19 protein-coding genes are annotated in these 21,738 nt (G+C 65.3%); 18 read left to right on the top strand and 1 reads right to left on the bottom strand.

Annotated features, from left to right (window positions below):
• Window positions 1-10 precede the first annotated feature (10 nt).
• From RM531_RS14480 to RM531_RS14395, 18 genes are all read left to right on the top strand, one after another.
• Complete coding sequence (locus RM531_RS14480; protein ID WP_311660264.1) at window positions 11-520, top strand: pilus assembly protein PilP; 510 nt, start codon at window positions 11-13, stop codon at window positions 518-520.
• A gap of 43 nt (window positions 521-563) precedes the next feature.
• Window positions 564-2,597 carry a type IV pilus secretin PilQ gene (locus RM531_RS14475; protein ID WP_311660262.1) on the top strand — a complete coding sequence of 678 codons (2,034 nt, stop codon included), beginning with the start codon at window positions 564-566 and terminating at the stop codon, window positions 2,595-2,597.
• Between the two features lie 53 nt (window positions 2,598-2,650).
• Entirely contained in the window at window positions 2,651-4,534 is a 1,884-nt protein-coding gene (locus RM531_RS14470) for an Ig-like domain-containing protein (protein ID WP_311660261.1), read from the top strand.
• Window positions 4,535-4,577: 43 nt separating this feature from the next.
• Window positions 4,578-5,114 (top strand): shikimate kinase AroK, encoded by a 537-nt coding sequence (gene aroK, locus RM531_RS14465; RefSeq protein WP_311660260.1) that lies wholly within the window; start codon window positions 4,578-4,580, stop codon window positions 5,112-5,114.
• A gap of 8 nt (window positions 5,115-5,122) precedes the next feature.
• Window positions 5,123-6,202 carry a 3-dehydroquinate synthase gene (aroB, locus tag RM531_RS14460; protein ID WP_311660258.1) on the top strand — a complete coding sequence of 360 codons (1,080 nt, stop codon included), beginning with the start codon at window positions 5,123-5,125 and terminating at the stop codon, window positions 6,200-6,202.
• Window positions 6,203-6,429: 227 nt separating this feature from the next.
• Entirely contained in the window at window positions 6,430-10,899 is a 4,470-nt protein-coding gene (gltB, locus tag RM531_RS14455; protein WP_311660256.1) for a glutamate synthase large subunit, read from the top strand.
• Between the two features lie 109 nt (window positions 10,900-11,008).
• Window positions 11,009-12,418 (top strand): FAD-dependent oxidoreductase, encoded by a 1,410-nt coding sequence (locus RM531_RS14450; protein WP_311660254.1) that lies wholly within the window; start codon window positions 11,009-11,011, stop codon window positions 12,416-12,418.
• Between the two features lie 149 nt (window positions 12,419-12,567).
• Window positions 12,568-12,807: a type II toxin-antitoxin system CcdA family antitoxin gene (locus RM531_RS14445; RefSeq protein WP_311660252.1), complete on the top strand. Its 240-nt coding sequence runs from the start codon at window positions 12,568-12,570 to the stop codon at window positions 12,805-12,807.
• Window positions 12,808-13,116: a CcdB family protein gene (locus RM531_RS14440; RefSeq protein ID WP_311660251.1), complete on the top strand. Its 309-nt coding sequence runs from the start codon at window positions 12,808-12,810 to the stop codon at window positions 13,114-13,116.
• Entirely contained in the window at window positions 13,116-13,826 is a 711-nt protein-coding gene (gene pyrF / locus RM531_RS14435; RefSeq protein ID WP_311660249.1) for an orotidine-5'-phosphate decarboxylase, read from the top strand. Before RM531_RS14440 ends, pyrF begins: the two co-directional genes overlap by 1 nt.
• A gap of 78 nt (window positions 13,827-13,904) precedes the next feature.
• Window positions 13,905-14,960 carry a uroporphyrinogen decarboxylase gene (gene hemE, locus RM531_RS14430; protein ID WP_311660248.1) on the top strand — a complete coding sequence of 352 codons (1,056 nt, stop codon included), beginning with the start codon at window positions 13,905-13,907 and terminating at the stop codon, window positions 14,958-14,960.
• A 77-nt stretch (window positions 14,961-15,037) separates the two neighbouring features.
• The gene (yihG, locus tag RM531_RS14425; RefSeq protein WP_311660246.1) at window positions 15,038-15,955 is read left to right on the top strand and encodes a 1-acylglycerol-3-phosphate O-acyltransferase, YihG family; all 918 of its coding nucleotides are present in this window, start codon (window positions 15,038-15,040) and stop codon (window positions 15,953-15,955) included.
• Window positions 15,955-16,122 (top strand): hypothetical protein, encoded by a 168-nt coding sequence (locus RM531_RS14420; protein ID WP_311660245.1) that lies wholly within the window; start codon window positions 15,955-15,957, stop codon window positions 16,120-16,122. Before yihG ends, RM531_RS14420 begins: the two co-directional genes overlap by 1 nt.
• Window positions 16,119-16,844: an SAM hydrolase/SAM-dependent halogenase family protein gene (locus RM531_RS14415; RefSeq protein ID WP_311660243.1), complete on the top strand. Its 726-nt coding sequence runs from the start codon at window positions 16,119-16,121 to the stop codon at window positions 16,842-16,844. Before RM531_RS14420 ends, RM531_RS14415 begins: the two co-directional genes overlap by 4 nt.
• The gene (locus RM531_RS14410) at window positions 16,841-17,278 is read left to right on the top strand and encodes a YiiD C-terminal domain-containing protein (protein ID WP_311660242.1); all 438 of its coding nucleotides are present in this window, start codon (window positions 16,841-16,843) and stop codon (window positions 17,276-17,278) included. Before RM531_RS14415 ends, RM531_RS14410 begins: the two co-directional genes overlap by 4 nt.
• Window positions 17,275-17,964 (top strand): SDR family NAD(P)-dependent oxidoreductase, encoded by a 690-nt coding sequence (locus RM531_RS14405; protein WP_311660241.1) that lies wholly within the window; start codon window positions 17,275-17,277, stop codon window positions 17,962-17,964. Before RM531_RS14410 ends, RM531_RS14405 begins: the two co-directional genes overlap by 4 nt.
• An 18-nt stretch (window positions 17,965-17,982) precedes the next feature.
• A complete protein-coding gene (locus tag RM531_RS14400; RefSeq protein ID WP_311660240.1) occupies window positions 17,983-18,834 on the top strand; it encodes a cytochrome c oxidase assembly protein in 852 nt (283 codons plus the stop codon).
• Between the two features lie 5 nt (window positions 18,835-18,839).
• Entirely contained in the window at window positions 18,840-19,433 is a 594-nt protein-coding gene (locus RM531_RS14395; RefSeq protein ID WP_311660237.1) for an SCO family protein, read from the top strand.
• Window positions 19,434-19,485: 52 nt separating this feature from the next.
• On the opposite strand, the gene RM531_RS14390 is transcribed toward RM531_RS14395, so the two are convergent.
• Window positions 19,486-21,696, bottom strand: coding sequence for a choice-of-anchor I family protein (locus RM531_RS14390; RefSeq protein WP_311660235.1), 2,211 nt, complete (start codon window positions 21,694-21,696; stop codon window positions 19,486-19,488).
• Between the last annotated feature and the right edge of the window lie 42 nt (window positions 21,697-21,738).

The raw sequence follows: 21,738 nt of genomic DNA, 5'->3' as shown, positions 1-21,738 counted from the left end.
GCGCCACGCCATGCGATCGCTGCTTCTGCTGGGCCTGGCAGCGTCCCTGGCAGGCTGCAGCGAGGACATGTCGGACCTGCGTACATACGCCGCCGAGATCAAGGCGCGCAAGTCCGACGACATCGAGCCGATACCCCGGATGCGCACCTACGAACCGTTCGCCTACCGACCGGCCGATCGACGCGAACCCTTCGTGCCGTTTGCCGCCGACACCGACCAGGAACAGCGCCGCAGCAACTCCGGCATCTCGCCCGATTTCAACCGCAATCGCGAGCCGCTGGAGGAGTTCCCGCTGGACGCCCTGCGCATGGCCGGCAGCCTGAAAGTCGCCGGCACCAACTACGCGCTGGTCAGTGCACCGGACGGCGTCGTACACAGGGTGACGGTGGGCAACCACATGGGCAAGAATTTCGGCGAGATCGTGGCCATCGACAAGACCGGCATCCGCCTGGTGGAGATCGTGCCCGACGGGCTCGGCGGTTACATGAAACGCGATGCCAGCATCGCGCTTGAACAATAGCCGCCAGCCGCGGCAATCAACGGGTTTGAACGGAATGCATGCCATGAAACAGCGCCTCAACCGCCCCGCCGGTCGCTGGACTGCCCTGCTCGTCGGGCTGACGCTGACAGGCATCTTCTCGGCCCAGGCCGGCGCCGCGGAACTGGAATCGGTGGAACACGCCCGACTGGCCGGCAATCAGGTGCTGGTCACGCTTACCCTCTCCGGCCCGGCGCCGGAGGCAAGCGCCTTCACCGTGGACCAGCCGGCCCGCCTGTCGCTGGATCTGCCGGGCACGAAACTGGCCGCCAAACCCCGCTATCGGCGGGTGGACGCCGGCAATCTGCAGGCGATCGCCCTGGCCGAAGGCGGTGACCGGACACGGGTGGTGCTGGAACTGTCGCGAATCGTGCCCTACCAGTTGAGCCGCGAGGGCAACCGGGTACTGGTCCGCCTGGGCCAGGGCAGCGGCAACACCACTGCCACCACCGATGGACCCACGCCGACAGCGGCGCCGACATCCGGCCAGCGCATCACCGACATCGATTTCCGCCGCACCGAAGCCGGTGGCGGCCGGGTTACAGTTGAATTGAGCGGCACACCCGGCCCGGTAGACGTCAACAATGAAGGCCAGCGCATCGTCGCCACCATGAGCGGCGTGCAGCTGCCGGCCGACCTGGAAAAGCGGCTGGACGTGATCGACTTCGCCACCCCGGTCAAATACATCGATGCGCTGGCCCGTAACGGCGCAACGCGCGTGGCTATCACGCCCACTGAGGGCGCGGACTTCGAGCAGGTGGCCTACCAGTCGGACGACACTTTCGTGATTGAGCTGCAACCGGTCAGCCCGGAAGAACAGCAGGCCCGCGAGCCCGAATACACTGGGGAACGCATCTCGCTGTCGTTCCAGAGCGTCGACGTGCGCGCCGTGCTGCAGATTCTGGCGGACGTGGCCGGCGTCAACATGGTGGTGTCGGAAAGCGTATCCGGCGCCATGGCCCTGGAACTGGACAACGTGCCCTGGGACCAGGCGCTGGACATCATCCTGGCATCCGAAGGCCTGGGCATGCGGCGCCAGGGCAACGTCATCCTGGTGGCCCCGCTGCCGGAAATCGCCACCCGGGAACAGGCCGAACTCGAGGCCCAGCAGGCGACCAGCGACTCCGCGCCGCTGGTTTCGGAAATCATCCAGATCAACTACGCCCGGGCCGGGGATTTCGCCGCGCTGCTGAAATCCGGCGAAGTGTCGCTGCTGTCGTCCCGCGGCCAGGTGACGGTGGATGAGCGCACCAACACCCTGCTGATCAACGAAACCCGCGCCAAGCTCGAGGAAATCCGCCGGGTGATCAACCGCCTGGACATCCCGGTGCGCCAGGTGCTGATCGAGTCACGCATCGTGGTCGCCAACCGCGAGTTCGCGCGCAACCTGGGCGTGACCGCCAGCGCCACCGATAACGCGGCATTCGAATCCCCCAGCGGCGGCAACTACACCGCCGACACCGGCTTCGCCGTCAATCTGCCGGTGGCCGGTCCCGCCGGGACGCTGACCACCAGCATCATCGGCAACACCTTCAACCTGGACCTGGCCCTGTCGGCACTGGAATCCGAGAACCGCGGCGAAGTGATCTCATCACCGCGCGTGATCACGGCCAATGCCAAGGAAGCCAAGATCGAACAGGGTGTGGAAATCCCCTATCTGGAAGCGGCCTCGTCCGGCGCCGCCACCGTCCAGTTCAAGGAAGCCGTGCTCAGCCTGACCGTCACCCCCCAGATCACCCCCGATGAACGCGTGATCATGGACCTGTTCGTCACCCAGGACACCCAGGGCGATGCCATCAACGTCCAGGGCGGCGGACAGGTGCCCTCGATCAACACCCGCAGCCTGACCACCCAGGTGCTGGTCGAAAACGGCGAAACCGTCGTGCTGGGCGGTATCTACGAGCAGGAAGACCGCGACGTGGTCAACAAGGTACCCGGCTTCGGCGACATTCCGCTGCTGGGCGCGTTCTTCCGCAACACCTCCAAGCAACGCGACAAGCGCGAGTTGCTGCTGTTCGTCACCCCCAAGATTCTCAAGGAAGGCCTGCAGATCAATTAGCGTCGATCAGCAGTGCACGCCATATAACCGCGACAACCGTTCCCGAGGACACTATGAGCAAGATGAAATCCATACCGCTGCTACTGGCGTCGAGCATTCTATTGCTGTCGGGATGCGGGGGCTCCACCGAAGGCCAGGACGGCGAAAACGGGGACGGAGAAAACCCGGGAACGGGAGCGAACTCCGTACTGGCCTTTGCCGGTGCACCGCAGCTTAATTCCGATGCCGACCAGCCCGAAGAGGGTGTCGCCATAACCGCCATCCTGCGCAACGCTAACAACAATGCGGTTGCCGGCGAGCCCGTGGACTTTTCCGTCGACAACGACGGTACGCTGATTATCGGCAACACCACGACCGACGAAAACGGACGCGCCCAGGCCACACTAATTACACCGGGTAATCGCGCCACACGCACGCTTCGAGTGACCGCCGCGAGTGGCAGCGCACAGGATTCCGTAAACGTGGACGTGATCGGCACCGACCTCAATCTGACCGGCCCCGACAGCATCGTGCTGAACGACAGCGCCAGCTATACCATCACGTTGCGCGACGCGGGGGGTGCGCCGATCACGGGGGAAAATGTCGCTGTCGACTCGGCGCTGGCAAACACTATTTCCGCAAGCTCACTGAATACCAATAATGCGGGCCAGATCGACTTCCAGTTAACCGCCAACAATGCCGGCGACGACACGCTGACGGCACAAGCGCTGGGTCTGACCGCCACCAGAGAAGTATCGGTTTCGGAGGATGATTTCCGGCTTTCCAGCCCGATGGCGAATATAGAGGTGCCCACCAATACCAATCGCACCGTCACGGTCAGTTGGGATCAAGCCGGCGTTCCCATTCCGGATGGCACCAATGTAACCTTCTCTGCCACACGCGGAAGCTTCGTCGGCAGCGGCTCTGGAACTCAGACTACAACCACCTCAGGCGGCACAGCCAGCGTCGAAATTGCCTCGACAACGGCCGGCCCGACAACCATAGAAGCAGTCGGAGAGACCGCCGGCGAATCCCCCTCAACTCGGCTGAATTTTGAGTTCGTCGCCACGGTCCCCGAATTGATTGTGGCGCAGGCAGTACCCCAGACCCTGGGCTCGGGTGAGCAGAGCGGGATTCGCGCGGTCGTTCGAGATTTGGCCAACAACCCGGTGAAGAACCAGACAGTCAATTTTAGTGTCACGGGCACGAGCGGCGGAGTGCTATCTGCGCCAACGGCTGTCACTGACAGCAGTGGCATAGCGGAGGTGACGTTTACAGCTGGCCCCATCACTACTGGCCAGCGACAAATAATAGTGGAGACGAGCATCCCAGGGTCAGCCGTACCAAGCGACCAGGTTCAACTGACGGTAGCGCGCCGAGCTATAGATATCGAATTTGGCACGGGTAACGTAGTGGAAGTTCCGGACGAGCAGCGTTTCGTCTACCCGTATCAGGTACTGGTTACAGACACGGCTGGCAACCCAATAGAAGATGCGGAAGTGCAACTCAATATAGTCCCGACGCGTTACTTCAAAGGCACCTTCAATCTGACCGATACCGACCTAGATGGCACCGCGGATCGATGGGTAGCGAATGTCACCGCCGCATGCATTAATGAAGATGTGGACGGGGATGGATTCGAGGAAGGCGAAGATCTGAACAACAATGGCGTGCTCGATCCCGGTAATGCCGCTCAGGTGCCAACCAGCGTCACCACGGGCGAAGATGGATTCGCCAGCTTTGGCATCACCTACCTCCAGGACCGAAATCAATGGGTAGAAGTCAGGCTCGAAGCTACGACGGATGTGGCTGGTTCCGAAGATATTGCTATCTCTACGGTCGTGTTGCCGGCTCTAGCGGATGACATCAACAATGTTGACGTAGCACCTCCAGGCACACCCAGCCCATTCGGCACTCAACCGGAGCCGACAGAGCCATTCTGCTCAAATCCATCGTAGCTTCGGCGTAATGCAGGGTGATCAAAGTTGGTAGAATATCCGAATGGCAGCCAACCCAAACATCTACCTGATCGGCCCGATGGGCGCCGGCAAGACCACCGTCGGTCGCCGGATCGCCGAGATCAAGGGCATGCAGTTCATCGATTCCGATCAGGAAATCGAAAAGCGCACGGGTGTGGACATCTCCTTCATCTTCGACATGGAGGGTGAGGATGGCTTCCGCAAGCGCGAAAGCGACATGATCACCACCCTTGTCAACGAGACCAATACGGTCATGGCCACCGGCGGGGGCGTGATTCTCGAATCGGCCAATCGCGACCTGCTTTCGGCGCGTGGCGTGGTGGTCTATCTGGAGACCTCGCTCGAGCAGCAGCTTGCGCGCACCCGCAACAACCGCAATCGCCCGTTGCTGGAAGGCAGCGATGACGTCGAGGCCACGCTGACCCAGTTGATGGAAGAGCGCGACCCGCTCTACCGGAGCATTGCGGATCTCACTGTCAAGACCGGTGATCAGCCGGCCCGACGCCTGGCGCGCGAGATCGTGGAGCGCCTGGAGAGCATCGGCACGGCCGAAATCTAGAGGGCTCGATGCAACAGCTGGCCGTCGACCTCGGCGAGCGGACCTACCCCATCTACATCGGGCCCGGGCTGCTGGCACAACCCGAACTCTACGAGCGCCATCGCGGCAGCGGTCAACTTCTGGTTGTTACCAATGATCGCGTGGCACCACTGTACCTGGATCAGGTTGTGGCGGCCCTGGGCGATCCCGAAACGCTGGTGCTGCCGGACGGCGAAGGACAAAAGACCCTGGCCCGGACCGAGCAGGTTCTGGACCGGCTGCTGCGGGCCGGTTTCGGCCGCGACGGCACCCTGGTGGCCCTGGGCGGCGGCGTGATCGGTGACCTGGCCGGCTTCGCGGCCGCGATCTACCAGCGCGGCATCGACTTCATTCAGGTTCCCACGACGCTTCTGGCGCAGGTGGACTCCTCGGTCGGCGGCAAGACCGGCGTGAATCACCCGCTGGGCAAGAACATGATCGGTGCCTTTCATCAGCCCAAGGCGGTGATTGCCGACACCGACGTCCTGGCCACCCTGCCGGACCGCGAACTGTCTGCCGGGCTGGCGGAGATCATCAAGTACGGCCTGATCCGCGATCTGCCGTTCCTGGAATGGCTGGAGGCCAACATGGATGGCCTGCGCGCGCGGGAGCCGGCGCTGCTGACCGAAGCCATCGCCCGCTCCTGCCGGAACAAGGCCGAGGTAGTGGCCGCGGACGAGCGGGAGGGCGGCGTCCGGGCGCTGCTGAATCTGGGCCATACCTTCGGACACGCCATCGAGGCGGGCCTGGGTTACGGCGAATGGCTGCACGGCGAGGCGGTGGGTGCCGGCATGTGCATGGCGGCCGACATGTCGGTGCGTTTGGGGTGGCTGGGCGAGGCGGATCGCGCCCGCGCAGTCCACCTCATCGAACGGGCCGGGCTCCCGACCCGGCCGCCGAGCGGCCTGACACCCGACCGCATGCGGGAACTCATGGCGCGTGACAAGAAGGTAGTCGCCGGCGAACTGCGGCTGGTGCTGCTGCGCGCGCTGGGTGAGGCCGTGGTGACCGGCGATTTCGAGCCCGATGCGCTGTCCCGCACCCTGGCCGAGAACGCACGGCCCGAGTAACCCCGAGCACCTAACATACTGATTTAGCGCGTTATTTATTGCCAACCTCCAAGCGAGGCCGATTGCTCGCCGGCGATCGAACCGCTATACTCAAGGGCTCGCAGCTATCGCCGCGGCCGCCACCAGCCACAACGGGCGGCCCTGAAACCGGCGCGTTCCCGCTCGTCCCTGATCCTGCCGCCCGCGGGAAAGGTGCCGGCGGCGACCGCGGCACCGAGGATGACGCTATGCACAAGATGACCGGGGGACTCTACCGTCCCGAGTTCGAAAAGGATGCCTGCGGTTTCGGCCTGATCGCCAACATGGACGACAGCCCCAGCCACTGGCTGGTGGACACCGCGATCAAGGCGCTGGAGCGGCTGACCCATCGCGGCGCGGTCGCAGCGGACGGCAAGACCGGCGACGGCTGCGGCATCCTGATGAAGCAGCCGGCCAGCTTTCAGCGCACCATTGCCGCCGAGGCCGGTATCGAGCTGGGCGCGCGCTTCGCCTCAGGCCTGATCTTCCTGCATCGTGACGAAACCCTGGCCGACACCGCGCGCAAGGCCCTGGCCCGGGAGCTCGAGCGCGAAGGGCTCACACTGGCCGGCTGGCGCGCGGTGCCGACCGACGCCAGCGTCTGCGGCGCCCAGGCAATCGAGACCCTGCCGGTGATCGAGCAGGTGTTCGTCAATGCGCCCGACGACATGGACGGCGACCTGTTCGAGGCCCGGCTGGTATTTGCACGCCGGCGCACCGAGAACGCCCTGCCCGACGACGACACCTTCTACGTGCCGTCGCTGTCCGCCCGGGTGTTTTCGTACAAGGGCATGGTGATGCCCACCTACCTGCCCGACTTCTATCAGGATCTGGCCGACGAACGGCTGGAAACCTCGCTGTGCGTGTTCCATCAGCGGTTTTCCACCAACACCCTGCCCCAGTGGCGTCTGGCCCAACCGTTCCGGTATCTCGCCCACAACGGCGAGATCAACACCGTCATGGGCAACCGTTACTGGTCCACCGCCCGGGCCGGGAAGTTCGCCTCCGACAAGCTGCCAGACATGGCCTCGATCCAGCCGCTGGTATCGATGGAGGGCTCGGACTCCCAGAGCCTGGACAACATGCTGGAAGTGCTCCTGGCCGGCGGCATGGACATCTTCTACGCCATGCGGCTGATGATGCCCCCGGCGTGGCAGAACGTGGATTACATGAGCGCGGACCTGCGCGCCTTCTATGAATACAACTCCATGCACATGGAGCCCTGGGACGGCCCGGCCGGCATCGTGCTTACCGACGGCCGCTACGCCGCCTGCTGCCTTGACCGCAACGGCCTGCGCCCCGCCCGCTGGGTTATCACCAACGACCGGCACATCACCCTGGCCTCGGAAATCGGGGTGTGGGACTACGAACCCGAGCAGGTGGTGGCCAAGGGCCGGCTCAAGCCCGGCGACATGATTGCCGTGGATACCGAAACCGGCGAGCTGATCCAGCCGCGTCAGATCGACGAGCGGCTGGCGAAGCGCGCCCCGTACAAGCAGTGGCTGAAGGAGCACGCGCGCGAGCTGGAATCCCGCCTCGACGGCGACGACCTCAACGACTGGCTGGAACGCGATCAGGTCAAGGTTTACGAAAAGCTGTTCCTGGTGTCGTTCGAGGAACGCGACCAGGTGCTGCGGCCGCTGGCCGAGGCCGGCCAGGAGGCCACTGGCTCGATGGGCGACGACACGCCTTTCCCGGTGCTGTCGCGCGTCGACCGGGTGCTGTTCGATTACTTCCGCCAGCAGTTTGCCCAGGTGACCAACCCGGCCATCGACAGCCTACGCGAACGCATCGTGATGAGCCTGGAGACCTGCTTCGGCCGCGAGCGCAACGTGTTCGACGAAGGCCCCGAACGGGCCAAGCGGCTGGTGGTGGATTCCCCGGTGCTATCCACCGGCAAGTTCCGGCAGCTACTGGCGCTCGACGACGCGGATTACGCGCATACCGTCATCGATCTCCAGTACAGCCCGGATGAAAGCCAGGCCGATGGCGGGTTGCAGACGGCCGTCGAACGGGTCTGCGACGAAGCCGTGGCCGCGGTGCGCGCGGGCACCACCATTCTGGTGCTGTCCGATCGCCACATCCAGCAGGACCGGATGCCGGTTCACGCGCTGCTAGCCGTGGGCGCGGTGCATCACCGGCTGGTGCACGAGAATCTGCGCTGCGACGCCAACCTGGTGGTGGAAACCGCGACCGCCCGCGATTCGCATCATTTCGCCTGCCTGATCGGCTACGGCGCCACCGCGGTGCATCCGTATCTGGCCTACGAATGCCTCAACGATCTGGCCCGCTGCGGCCAGATCCAGGGAACGCCCGCGCAGGAGCTGTGCACGGCCTACCGCAAGGGCATCAACAAGGGCCTGTACAAGATCATGTCCAAGATGGGCATCTCCACGATCACCAGTTATCGCGGGGCCCAGCTGTTCGAGATCGTCGGCCTGCACGACGAAGTGGTGAACCTGTGCTTCACCGGCACCACCAGCCGGGTGCAGGGCGCGATGTTCGCCGACCTGCACGGGGATCAGGCCCGCCTGGCCGCCATTGCCTGGAATCCGCGCGTGGCCATCAATCAGGGCGGCATTCTCAAGTTCGTCCACGGGCAGGAATATCACGCCTACAACCCGGACGTGATCGCCACCCTGCACGACGCCGTGCAGACCGGTGACTACGACAAGTACCGGGTCTACGCCGACATCGTCCAGAACCGTCCGGTCACGGTCCTGCGTGATCTGTTCCGGCTGCGTGACGACATCGAGCCGATCAAGGTCGACGACGTGGAACCGATCGAAGCGATCACCAAGCGCTTCGACTCCGCCGGCATGTCGCTCGGGGCGCTGTCACCCGAGGCGCACGAGGCCCTGGCCCAGGGCATGAACCGCATGGGCGGGCGCTCCAATTCCGGCGAGGGTGGCGAGGACAGCGCGCGCTTCGGCACCGACAAGATGTCCAAGATCAAGCAGGTGGCCTCCGGCCGCTTCGGCGTCACCCCGCACTACCTGGTCAACGCCGAGGTGCTGCAGATCAAGGTGGCCCAGGGCGCCAAGCCCGGCGAGGGCGGCCAGCTGCCCGGCCACAAGGTCAACGAGATGATCGCCAGCCTGCGCTATTCCAAGCCGGGCGTGGCGCTGATCAGTCCGCCGCCGCACCACGACATCTACTCGATCGAGGACCTGGCGCAGCTGATCTTCGACCTCAAGCAGGTCAATCCGCAGGCGCTGGTGTCGGTGAAACTGGTGTCCGGCCCGGGCGTGGGCACCATCGCCGCCGGCGTGGCCAAGGCCTACGCGGACCTGATCACCATTTCCGGCTACGACGGCGGTACCGGCGCCTCGCCGCTGACCTCCGTTCGCTATGCCGGCACGCCCTGGGAACTGGGCCTGACCGAGACCCACCAGACCCTGCGCGCCAACGATCTGCGCGACAAGGTGCGGGTACAGACCGACGGCGGCCTCAAGACCGGCGTGGACGTGATCAAGGCCGCCATTCTGGGGGCGGAATCCTTCGGCTTCGGCACCGCGCCGATGGTGGCCCTGGGCTGCAAGTACCTGCGCGTGTGCCACCTGAACAACTGCGCCACCGGGGTGGCCACGCAGAACGAGACGCTGCGCGCGCGGCACTTCATCGGCCTGCCCGAGATGGTGCAGCACTTCTTCCGCTTCGTGGCCCAGGAAACCCGCGAATTGATGGCCGGTCTGGGCGTACGTTCGCTGGAGGAACTGATCGGGCGCACCGACCTGCTCGAGCTGCTTCCGGGCGACACCGACAAGCAGCGGCACCTGGACCTGTCGCCCATCTTGTCCAAGGGCGGTCTGGCCGACGACGTGCCCCGCTACTGCCTGGAGCCGCATAACGAGCCCTATGACAAGGGCGAGCTGGCCGAACAGATGGTGGTGGACGCACTCGACGCCATCGAGCATCAGCGGGGCGGGGAATTCAGCTACCGCGTGCAGAACAACAACCGCTCCATCGGCGCGCGCCTGTCCGGCGAAATTGCCCGCCGCCACGGCAACCAGGGCATGGCCGACAACCCGATCACACTCAAGCTGAGCGGCACCGTCGGGCAGAGCTTCGGCGTGTTCAATGCCGGCGGGCTGCACCTGGACCTGACCGGCGACGCCAACGACTACGTCGGCAAGGGCATGGCTGGCGGCCGCATCGTGATCCGGCCGCCAGCCGGCGTGGCCTACAAGACTAACGAAGCCACCATTATCGGCAACACCTGCCTGTACGGCGCCACCGGCGGCACCCTGTACGCGGCCGGCCTGGCCGGCGAGCGCTTCGGGGTCCGCAATTCCGGCGCCCACGCCGTGGTGGAAGGCGTGGGTGACCACGGCTGCGAGTACATGACCGGCGGCTGCATCGTGGTGCTGGGTCACACCGGCATCAACTTCGGCGCCGGCATGACCGGCGGCATGGCCTACGTGCTGGATGAAAAACGTGAATTCGTCGACCGCTACAATCACGAGCTGATCGACATCCATCGCGTCGTGGCCGAGAACATGGAGGCCCACCGGCATTACCTGCGATCGCTGATCGTCGATTACGTCGAGGCGACCGGAAGCGCCTGGGGCCAGCAGATCCTGGACAACTTTCGTGACTACGTCGGACAGTTCTGGCTGGTCAAGCCCAAGGCCGAGGACGTCAACACCGTGCTCGACACCCTGAACCGGGCTGCCTGATTCGCACGGCGCGGCCCAGCCGTTGCCGGACACCTAGAACCGCAAGGCACGCAACGCTTCATGCCTGTTGCGTGCCTTGCGGGTCGCCAATCTTTTCAGTAACTCGCTCATGGCAAAGAACAACCTGCAATTCCTGGAAATGCCGCGGCAGGATCCGCCCAAGGTCGAGGCCTCGGTGCGCATCCACGAATTCGCCGAAATCTACGGGCAATTCGACAAGGAAACGGCGGCCAAGCAGGCCGGACGCTGCATTTCCTGCGGCAACCCGTACTGCGAGTGGAAGTGTCCGGTGCACAACTACATTCCCAACTGGCTGAAGCTGGTCGACGAGGGCAATCTGTTCGAGGCGGCGGAGCTGTCGCACCAGACCAACACGCTGCCCGAAATCTGCGGCCGCATCTGCCCGCAGGACCGGCTGTGCGAGGGCGCCTGCACCATGAATGACGGCTTCGGCGCCATCTCCATCGGCTCGGTGGAGAAGTACATCACCGACGAGGCCTTCAAGCAGGGCTGGCGGCCGGATGTCTCCCACGTGAAGTGGACCGACAAGAAGGTGGCGGTGATCGGAGCCGGGCCGGCCGGGCTGGGTGCCGCCGACATCCTGGTCCGCAGCGGCGTGAAGGCCGTGGTGTACGACAAGTACCCGCGCATCGGCGGCTTGCTGACCTTCGGCATCCCGCCGTTCAAGCTGGAAAAGGAAGTGGTCGAAACCCGCCGCGAGGTCATGGAAGGCATGGGCGTGGAATTCCGTCTCGGCGTCGAGGTGGGCAGAGACGTGTCCATGGAGCAGTTGCTCGAGCAGCACGACGCCGTGTTCATGGGCATGGGCACCTACACCTACATGAAAGGCGGATTCCCGGGCGAGGAACTCGAGGGCGTGTACGAGGCCCTGCCCTTCCTGGTCTCGAACATCAACCGCGAACTGGGGCTGGAAACCGATTCCCGGCAATTCATCAACATGCGCGGCCAGCGTGTGGTCGTGCTCGGCGGCGGCGACACCGCCATGGACTGCAACCGCACCTCCATCCGCCACGGCGCGAAAAGCGTGACCTGCGCCTACCGCCGCGACGAGGAGAACATGCCCGGCTCCGCGCGCGAGGTGGCCAACGCCAAGGAAGAAGGGGTCAAGTTCAAGTTCAACCGTCAGCCGGTGGAAATCGTCGGCGACGGCAAGGTCGAGGGCGTGAAGGTGGTCACCACCAAGCTCGGCGCCCCCGATGCCCGCGGCCGCCAGCGGCCCGAACCGGTGCCCGGCACCGAGGAAGTGATCCCGGCCGACCGGGTGATCATCGCCTTCGGCTTCCGGCCGAACCCGCAGGACTGGTTCGACGACCACACCATCGACGTGGATGACGGCGGCCGCGTGATCGCCGCCGGCGACGGCGAATTCCGCTTCCAGACCTCCAACCCCAAGGTGTTCGCCGGTGGCGACATGGTGCGTGGCTCCGATCTGGTTGTCACGGCGGTGTTCGAGGGCCGGGAAGCCGGCCAGGGCATCCTCGACTACCTTGGCGTTTGAGACGTTGGCAAGCGGGACCTGAACCGCGAAGGACGCAAAGAAGCGCAAAGGGACTGGATTCAGACAACCTTTGCGTCCTTGGCGACCTTTGCGGTTAAACGAAACGGACGCGCACGCGCCGAGCAATGGCCTTGCCGTGCGCATGATTCATGCGCATACTTGCGCGCATGGCCAAGGCGCGAATCAATCTTTCCGTGGACGAGTCGGTGCTGCGCGACGCGCGTGCGCTGAACGTCAATCTGTCGCAGCTGTTCGAGCAGACACTCGTCGAACGCAATCGTGAAATGCGAGCGCGGCGCTGGCAGGAGGAAAACCGGGACGCCATCCGGGCCTACAATGAGCGCATCGAGCGCGACGGACTCTGGAACCGGGATCTGGTTTCCTTCTAAATGGCGCAGTATCAGGCCTACCGCAATCCGCGACCAAGCGCGGAGCAGGTGCCGTTCCTGCTCGACCTTCAATCGGATATCGTGACCATTGATAGCCGTCTGGTGGCGCCCCTGGTGGACGCCGAGGTATTCGGCCCCTGCCTGACGCGCCTGCATCCGGCGTTCATTGTCGCGGACCGGCGCGTCATCCTCGCGTCACCCGATCTCGCCGGCCTGCCGGCGCGGGAGCTTCGAGACTGGGTCGCCGACCTTTCCGCCGAACGCGATACCATTCTCGGCGCCATCGATTTCCTGCTGACAGGCACCTGATGTTCACGATCCCCGCCCGCGAGCGTCTCATCGTCGCGCTCGACGTCCCGCACCACATCGCCGCGCGGCAGCTGGTCGAGCAGCTAGACGATGCCGTCGTGTTCTACAAGGTCGGGCTGGAACTGGCGCTGTCGGAAGGGTTCCTGGACCTGATCGACTGGCTGCGCGAGCGCGACAAGAAGGTGTTCGTCGACCTCAAGCTGTTCGACGTGCCGGCCACCGTGGGCCGAGCCATCGCCCGACTGGCCGAGCGGGAGGTGGATTTCGCCACCGTGCACGGCAACCAGGCGATCATGGAAGCTGCCGCCGAGGCCAAACGCGGGCCGCTGAAGATTCTCGCCGTGACGGCCCTGACCAGCCTGGATCGCGGCGATCTCGATGATTTGGGCTTCGCCTGCGACGTCGAGTCGCTGGTGCTGTCCCGCGCCCGCCGCGCGCTGGCGGCCGGCTGCGACGGCGTGGTGTCCTCCGGCATGGAGGTCGCCGCCCTGCGCGCCGAGGCGCCGGACCGGCTGATTGCGGTCACGCCCGGCATCCGACCGGTGGACAACGACGACGACCAGAAGCGGGTCATGACCCCGCGCGAGGCGATCCGGGCCGGATCGGACTACCTGGTCGTGGGACGGCCCATCCGCGACGCCGACGACCCCAGGGCCGCGGCAGAAACCATTCAATCCGAGATCGCCGGCGCCCTGTCGAAAAGCCATTAACCGCAAGGAGCGCGAAGGCTGTGCTTATCCATAATGGCCCTTTGCGCTCCTTGCGTCCTTTGCGGTTCCGCTCGCCTTATGAAAAATGACCGACTGCTGAAAGCCCTGCGCCGTGAACCGGTGGACCGCACCCCCGTCTGGCTGATGCGCCAGGCTGGGCGCTACCTGCCCGAATACCGTGCCACGCGGGATCAGGCCGGCAGTTTCATGGACCTGTGCCGCAACGCCGAGCTGGCCTGCGAGGTGACCATGCAGCCGCTGCGGCGCTTCGATCTGGACGCGGCGATCCTGTTTTCGGACATCCTCACCATTCCGGAGGCCATGGGGCTGGGCCTGTACTTCACCCCCGGCGAGGGGCCGAAGTTCGAACGCCCGGTGCAGGACGCGGCCGCCATCGCCCGCCTGGGCAAACCGGATGCGGAGGACGACCTCGGCTATGTCATGAACGCGGTGCGCACCATCAGGCGGGAACTGGACGGCCGCGTGCCCCTGATCGGCTTCGCCGGCAGCCCCTGGACCCTGGCCACCTACATGGTCGAGGGCGGGCCCAGCAAGGATTTCCGCCGCATCAAGGCGCTGGCCTACAACGATCCGGTCGCGCTGGAAACGCTGCTCGGTCTGCTGGCCGATACAGTCACCGATTACCTGAACGGCCAGATTGCGGCCGGCGCCCAGGCGGTGCAGATATTCGACACCTGGGGCGGCGTGCTCACCCCGGCCGGGTACCGCCAGTTCTCTCTGGCCACCATGCAGCGCATCGTGGCCGGACTGCGGCCGGACGCGCAGGGCAATCGGGTACCCGTGATCCTGTTCACCAAGGGCGGCGGGGCCTGGCTGGAATCGATTGCCGATACCGGCTGCGACGCCGTGGGACTGGACTGGACCATCGATATCGGATCGGCCCGGCAACGGGTGGGCGATCGGGTGGCGTTGCAGGGGAACCTCGACCCCGCGGCCCTGTATGCCGATCCCGCCGTCATCCGGGACAAGGTCGGCACGATTCTGGCCGACTACGGCCCGGGCCCGGGCCACATCTTCAACCTCGGCCACGGCGTCACACCCGAGGTGAACCCCGACCACGTGGCGACGCTGGTCGATGCCGTGCACGAACTCAGCGGCAGCTTCCACCGCTGAAACGTTGTCAGCGGCCGGTGTAAAATCTGGCCCATGAACACGATGACCCGGCTGGCCGGCGGCCACCCCGACCGGCGATGATGGCAGTCCTGCCCCCGACACTTCGCGGCGTGCTCGCGGCCCTGGTCGTGAGCCTGTCGCTGATGGTGCTGTTCACCGGCTTCCTGCCCGGCGCAGTGGCCAAGCTGCTGGTGCCACATGCCGGGTTCCGGCGCGCCTGCGTTGCCTACATGCTGTGGTTCTGCCGCGCCTGGGTGCGCACCATTACCTGGACCACCGATTACATCTCCTGCCAGCCGGTAGTGGTCGATATCGGCATTCCGCCGGATACCAATGGGCGTTACCTGCTGATCGGCAATCATCAGAGCTGGGCCGACATCCCGGTGCTGATCCGTGCCCTGGATCGGACGCTGCCCTTCCCCCGCTGGTTCATCAAGCGACAGATGCTGTGGGTGCCGTTCATCGGCTTCGCCACCTGGGCGCTGGATTTCCCCTACATGCGCCGCTACACGCGCAAGCAGATCGAGCGCAACCCGGCGCTGGCCGGGCGCGATCTGGACACCACGCGGCGGGCCTGCGAGATCTATCGCCATCAATCGGTCACCGTGGTCAACTACGCGGAGGGCACCCGCTCGACTCCGGCCAAGCGGGCGGGCCGGCAATCCCCCTACCGGACCATGCTGCGGCCCAAGGCGGGCGGTACCGCGTTCATGCTCAACGCCATGGGTGACGTACTGGACGGGGTGATGGAACTCATGATCACCTATCGGGGTGTCGACCGGCCCAGCGCCTGGGATTACGCCTGCGGGCGCATGCCGCCGGTCCATGCCGTTCTCCGCCGGCTGGACATCCCCGAGGCCCTGCGCCGGGGCGATTACGAGAACGACCCGGACTATGCCGAACGCTTCCGGGCTTGGCTGAATGAATTGTGGGCGGCTCGCGATGCCGAAATCAGCCAACGAATGGCCAACTCTGACGATCGGGAAACAAACTGATGCGCATGCTGCTGCTGACCCTGCTGCTGGTCCTGATCGGGCTGGGAATCGCCCACTTCGTGCGGGCCCACATCCGGCGTACCCGCGAGGAACTCAAACACGTCGATCGCAGCAAGCTGCGCGACCTGAGCCAGGATGAATGGGACCGGGACGACGACCCCCGTTGATTGCCCTGTTTACCGATTTCGGCCCCCACGGCCCCTACCTGGGCCAGATGCGCCTGGTGCTCGCCGGCTGCGCCCCTGACTGCCCGGTGGTCGATCTGTTGAACGACGCCCCGGCCTTCGACCCGGCGGCCTCCGCCCACCTGCTGGCCGCACTCACCCCCGACCTGCCGCGGGCCAGCGTGCTGCTCGGGGTGGTGGACCCGGGCGTGGGCACCCACCGTGCCCCCGTCGCCCTGCAGGCGAATGAACGCTGGTACATCGGCCCCGACAACGGCCTGTTCGACGTGGTCGCCGCGCGTGCCGAACAGGCCAGCTGGTACGACATCACCTGGCGGCCGGATCGGTTGTCCACCAGCTTTCACGGCCGCGATCTGTTCGCGCCGGTGGCCGGCCACCTCGCCGGCGGCGGTGATCCGGCGCAACGCCTGGCGCCGCGCGCGGCGGCGGCCGTCGCGGACGCGGATCGCTCGGCCGTGATCTACATCGACGATTACGGCAACGCGATGACCGGTCTGCGACCACGGACCTGGCCGGCGGACGCCCGCCTGATCGTGGCGGAGCGCCACCTACCGCGAGCCGAGACCTTCGGCGCGGTCGCTCCGGGCGAGGCCTTCTGGTACGTCAATTCCCTGGGCCTGGCGGAAGTCGCGGTCAATCAGGGCAGCGCCGCGGATCAGCTGGGCCTGACCGTGGGTGACCCGATCACGGTCGTCGACCCATGACCGGCGAGCAACGCAAGGCACTGCAGGCGCTGCTCAATCAGCACATTCCGCTGGCTGCGGCCATGCAGATTACGCTGGCTGATGCCGGGGACGACCGGCTGACCGTCACCGCCCCGCTGGCGGCCAATGCCAATCACTACGGCACCGCCTTTGGCGGCAGCCTGTATACCGTGGCGCTGGTGGCCGGCTGGGGCCTGGCCAGTCTGAAACTCGACGGCCGGGGCATGGTGGTGGTCCAGCACGCCGACGCCGACTATCGGCGCCCGGTCAGACAGGACCTGCTGGCCACTGCCCGCTGTCGCGATGATGGCCGATTCGCGGCGGACTTCGCCGACCGCGGGCAGGCCGAACTCGACGTCACGGTCACCATCGAGGCCGGCAACCGGAAGGCGTTCGAGTTGCAGGCCCGATTCGCCGCCCGGCCATTGCCGTGAGAATCCTGCTGACCGGCGCCAACCGTGGGATCGGCCTGGCCACCGCACGCCTGCTGGCCGGCGCCGGCCACGAGCTGCTTCTGACCGGCCGTAACGCATCCGACATCGCGGTCGCGGCGCAGAGGCTGCAGACTGAAACCGGCGCGAGCGTGACCGGCCGGGCGCTCGACGTCACCGACGCAGCGGCCTGTCAGCGCCTGCTCGACGAGACTGCAGCCGAGCCGGACGGCATCGACGCGCTGGTAAACAACGCCGGCGTGTTTGATGACCTGGGCGCCGGCTTTTTCGATGTGGACGAGGCCACTATCCGCCGGGCTTTCGAGGTCCATTTCCTCGGAGCCTGGCGGCTGCTGCACGGCCTGCTGCCGGGCATGAACGAACGCGGATTCGGGCGAGTCGTCAATCTGACCTCCGGCTATGGCGGCGCGCCGCCGGGGCCGGGCATGACCGCTTACCGGGTGGCCAAGAGCGCGGTCAACACGCTGACCCGCATCGCCGCGCACGAAACCCGCGGTAACGTTAAAATCAATGCCGTCGATCCGGGCTGGGTCGCGACCGACATGGGCGGGGCGAAAGCGCCGCGCACGCCGGACGATGCCGCCCGTGACGTGGCGCATGCCGTCCTGGTGCCGGCGGATGGCCCGAACGGCATGCTGCTTCGCTATCAGACACCTGTCGACTGGTAACCCGCAACCAATGATCCAATGACCGACTGGGCCTTTCTGCTGCTGCCCTGGGAAACCCAGTGGTGGCTGATTGCGCTGTTCGCGCTGACCGCCTGGTGCTATGGGCGCGGCCTGGCCCGCCGGCGGCGCTGGCGGGATGCGCCGGCCGCCCTGGCCTTCGGCATCGGGCTGAGCAGCATGTACGTGGTGATGCAGACCGGCGTGGATTACTACGCCCAGTACATGTTCTTCATCCATCGCATCCAGCACCTGATACTGCATCACCTGGGCCCGTTCCTGATCGCCCTGTCGATGCCCTCCGCCATCCTGGCAGCCGGCGCACCGGGCTGGCTACGGCGGCTGGGTGCGCTGATCGTGGAGAGCCCGCCCATCCGCCTGCTCTACCGCATCCTGCAGCAGCCCTTCATCGCGGGTTTCCTGTTCGTGGGCCTGATCTTCTACTGGCTGACGCCGTCGATTCATTTCGACGCCATGCTGAGCGCTCGGCTGTACTGGCTGATGAACCTGAGCATGGCGGTGGACGGACTGCTGTTCTGGTGGTTCATGCTCGATCCGCGGCCACCCGGTGCCACGCCGGTGACGCGCGGCATCGGCCTGCGCGTGCTGGTGCTGTGGGCGGTGATGGTGCCGCAGATTGCACTGGGCGCCTGGATTTATCTGAACCCTGACGTGGTGTTCGATGTCTACGCGGTGTGCGGGCGGGCCTGGCCGGTATCGCCGCTGCTGGACCAGCAGCTGGGCGGTCTGGTCACCTGGATACCCGCGGCGATGATGAGCGTGATTTCGACGCTGATCCTGATCCGGTTCATATTCAACCACGAGCGCCGGCCGACCGTGTCCGACGCCGCCCCTCAATCCGCGACGAGTTGATGCCCATGCCATGCCGATACCTGATTGCGCTGTCGCTGGCGGCGAGCCTGCTGGCCGCCTGCAGTAGTGGTGAGCCCGAATGGAACGGCCATGACATCGCCGGGATCATGCCCGACCTTACCTACGAGCTGACCAATGAAACCGGCGAGACGGTGACCGAGGCCGCCCGGGCCGATCACCCGCGACTGATGTTCTTCGGCTACACCTACTGCCCGGATATCTGCCCCATCACCCTCGCCCGCATCCAGGCGGCCCTGAAGCAGCTTCCCGAAGCGCAACGCGAGGCCATGCGGGTACTGTTCGTCAGCGTGGACCCCGAGCGCGATGATCCCGCCCGGCTGCGGGAATACACCAGCGGCTTCGGTGACCAGGTGATCGGCCTGACCGGGAACCAGAAACAGCTCAAGGCCCTGCACAAGCGGTTTCGCGTGACCTACGGCTACGGCGAACCCGACGAGGATGGCTTCTACCTCGTCTCGCACAGCAGCGCCGTTTTTGCCTTCGACCGGCAGGGACAAGCCAGGCTGCTGTTCAATCAGGACGTTACCGCCGACCAGATGGCGGCGGACCTGAGCCGGATGCTGGCATCGGCACCATGAAAAAACCCCGGCAGCCGAGGCTGCCGGGGTCGAATCACGCCGGCATGATCCGTTAGTTGCCGATCACCCGGTAGATCGTGGTGGTGCCGCTGACCTCGTTGCCCACCGCCAGCAGCGGCACACCGTCACCCAGCGGGCTGTCGGCCGCCGGGATGAACACGATGCTCTCGGGACCGAGATCACCGGCGGCGCCGGCCGCCAGACCGCCATCATCGATGTCATCCTCGATATCGATGGCGAAGTTCCGGTTGTTGCTGTAGTGCACGAACGTCGGCGCCGCGGGGTTGCTGACGTCGTACACCATGATGCCGCCCATGCGCTCCAGGCCGATGAACGCGTACTGGCGGCCGTTGAATTCCGCAACCGTAACCGCCTCAGGCTCACTGCCCTTGTTGTCGCTGCGGCCGTCGCCGTCGGATTCGGCGTTGTCGTTGTTGAAATCCAGCCCGTAGCGGTTGGCGGTTTCCACCGCGAAATCGCTGCCGCTATCGAACACGCGGGTGCCGTCGTCAGCCCAGATGCTGAAGCTGCGGGCGCCGAATACGCGGATTTCATCCAGCAGACCGTCGCCATCGGTATCGACGTCGTCGATATTCGCGATGGTAGTGTTGATATCGCCGACGTTCTCGTCGTCTTCCAGGAAGTCCGCATCGGCGAACGTATCCGGATCGATACCGACGTCCTCGACCTTCACCTCTTCCACGAAAGCGTCGTATTCACGGGCGTCACCCTCGTTGGCAGTCACGTAATAGGTCTGGCCGCCCACTTCATAAGATGCGATCGAGTCCGGCATGTACATGCCCATCAGCGGCCAGCTCTGAATCTTGACCCGGTCGTCGTTGTTGCCAGCGTCCAGCTCGTTGCCGGGGATGCTGTGATCCTTGAAGCCGAGGGCGATGATGGCATCGACCGAAGCGGTGGCGATGTCGATCTGGGCCACCGCATTGTTCTCCTGCAGCGTCACCCAGGCCTTCTGGCCATCGGGGGCTACCGCAATGTATTCCGGCTCCACGTCCTGGGCCACGCTGGACATGCCGTCGTGCAGGTACGCAGTCAGGACGGTGGCGGGATCGTCGACTTCGGAATCGCCGTCGAACTCGTCGGTCAGAGTAACCACATTGCCGGTAACCGAGGCCACCCGGTAGAGAATCGGGTCGCCCTCGCTGCTGGCCAGGGTGAAGAAGTCGTTCGCTGCCAAACCACTGGCGTCGTTGACGGTCAGCGTGGCCGGATCGGTATCGGCAAAGTCATTCACCGTAAGCGCAGTCCGCCCGAAATTTCCGAACAGGCGCATCTCGTCCGGCACCTCGGCCGCCCGCGGGCCATCAACGTTGAACTCCATGAAGCTGGCGGTCATGGCCGTGGGGTTGGTCGGGTCGCTGGCGTCGATGACACTCACCGAGCCCTCGGGGTCCACCGAGTAATCGCTGTTCGGCTCGCCCTCGTTGGCCACCAGCGCGGTATCGGCATCGGCGAAGGTCACCAGATCGGGCAGGTTGCCGACCTCGACCTGACCGAGAAACGCCAATGAGGCGGCATCGTAGAACTGCACCCGACCGTTCAGGCTGCCGTTGTCGTTCTCGACCGCCGCCGCAACCAGGCCACCGGAAGACACGGCGACGCTGTTGATGCCGCCGGAATCCGACCAGTTGTCACCGGCCGAAATCGTGTCGTCCAGCACCGGATTGGTGGGATCGGCGATGTCGAGCACGTCCAGGGTCGCGGCATCGGCATTCACGACGAAAAGACGCTGCGAACCCGGATCGTGAGCCACGATCTCGGCGGCACTTTCATCGAATACGCCGGACTCGTAGCGCCCGATTTGCTCGAGCCGCAGACCGGCCAGCGAGGCATTGCAAGCGATGGCCGTATCATCCACCTCGCCCGGCGCGTCCAGCGTGCCGTTGCCGTTGTCGTCCTGGCCGACGCGCACGCGGATACCCGCGGTGCTGCAGCTGTCGCCAGTGTCATTGTCAACGAGAATCGCGGCGGACAGACCATCGGCGCCATTCTCACCGTTGCAGAGAATCGCCGACTCGTCGACTTCATCGTCGTCGAGCACACCGTTCAGATTCTCATCGATACCGGTTTCAACCTCGACCCCGCCCGTGGGGCAGTCCGGCCCGGGCGCCACCGCCACGGCATTGGCGGCAACGGACGGCGCGCCGCCGTCGCCAGCCGCGCCGTTGTTATCGCCGCCACAACCGGCGGCCAGTAGACAAAGCAGGAGCGGCGTGGCTCCCGCAGCGCGTAATAATGACATCGACTTGTCTCCCTGAGTGATTACCTCGAACCGCGAAGCGTG

It is taken from the genome of Spectribacter acetivorans (genome assembly GCF_031846305.1).
Classification (GTDB): Bacteria; Pseudomonadota; Gammaproteobacteria; order Nevskiales; family Salinisphaeraceae; genus Spectribacter; species Spectribacter acetivorans.
This window is presented reverse-complemented; position numbering and strand designations above follow the sequence as displayed.